Origin of the sequence: Kitasatospora sp. NPDC091257 (assembly GCF_044757675.1) — a bacterium.
Classification (GTDB): Bacteria; Actinomycetota; Actinomycetes; order Streptomycetales; family Streptomycetaceae; genus Kitasatospora; species Kitasatospora lactacystinica.
In genome coordinates, this window is the sequence record NZ_JBIVVI010001860.1 from 1 (window position 1) to 1,100 (window position 1,100).

Annotated in this window: 1 pseudogene; it reads right to left on the reverse strand. The window is 75.7% G+C overall.

From position 1 onward, the window contains the following. Positions 1-1,100: pseudogene (locus ACIQOV_RS42510) on the reverse strand (hypothetical protein); the annotation flags it as partial.

Consider the following 1,100-nt stretch of genomic DNA (forward strand, 5'->3'; position numbering starts at 1 on the left):
CCTTCGAGGGCGATCCGGGCGGCGGCCTTGAGCTCGGGCTCGGTGTCCGGGGCGTCCTCCAGCCGGACGGCGGTCAGGCGGTCGTCGGCGGCCTGGGCGTCGGTCAGTCCCTTGCCGAGGAAGTCCCGCAGCGCGGCGGGGGTGTTGACCCGCAGCGCGGCGTCGGCGGCGGCCTTGACGGCCGGGCCCGCGTTGTCGCTGATGCGGGTGATCGTCAGCCGGTTGTCGGGAGCGGCAGCCTCTGCCTGGCCGCTGGTCAGGAACAGGCCGACCTGGTCCGTGTTGCCCTGGAGCGCGGTGTAGGCGGCGGTACGGACCGCGTCGCTCTCCGAGTCCGTGTAGACCTGCGTGGCGCGGTCGCGGGCGTCGTGCTCCTCCGCCTGCTTGCGACCGGCCTTGAGGTAGGAGAAGACCGCGTTGTCGTTGCCGGTGAGGGCGGCCTCGGCCGCTGCTTCTCCCCAGGTGCCGGAGATCTTGCGGGAGATGAGGGCGAGCTTGCGGCCGTCGGTGGCGACCTGCGCGGGCGTGGCGCCGGGCTGGTTGGCCAACTGGGCGAGGCGGTCGGCCTCGGCCTTCGCCTGCTGGACCTCCTGGGCCGCCTGGTCGGTCTGCGCCTGCTTGTCGGCCTGGTCGGCCTTGGCCTTGCGGGCCTTCTCCACGGCCGCCGCGGTGCGGTTGGCCAGGTCCTCCGCCTCGGTGCGACGGGTCAGGTCCTGGACGGCGTTGGCCTTGTCGACCGCGGTCTGGGCGTCCGTGGCGAAGCCGGAGGCGGCGTTCGCGTGGTCGGTCGCCTCCTGCGCGGCGTTGCTGCTCTGACCGGCGTGGTCGGCGGCGTCCCGCGCGGCCTGTGCCGCGGCCGCGGCGTGGGAGGCAGCGGACGCCAGCAGCGTCTTGGCGGCCTCGGCCTGTGCGGCGGCTTCCCCGGCGAGCTGCTGCGAGGCGGCGGCGGCACGGCCGGCCTCGGCGGCCGCGCGACGCGTCGCCGCCGCGGCCTGCTTGGCCTTCGCCGACTGCCCGCCGGCGCTGTCCGCGTAGGCACCGGCCTGCTCGGCCGAACCCGCCGCGGAATCCGCGTTGCCCTTGGCGCTCAGCGCGGCACC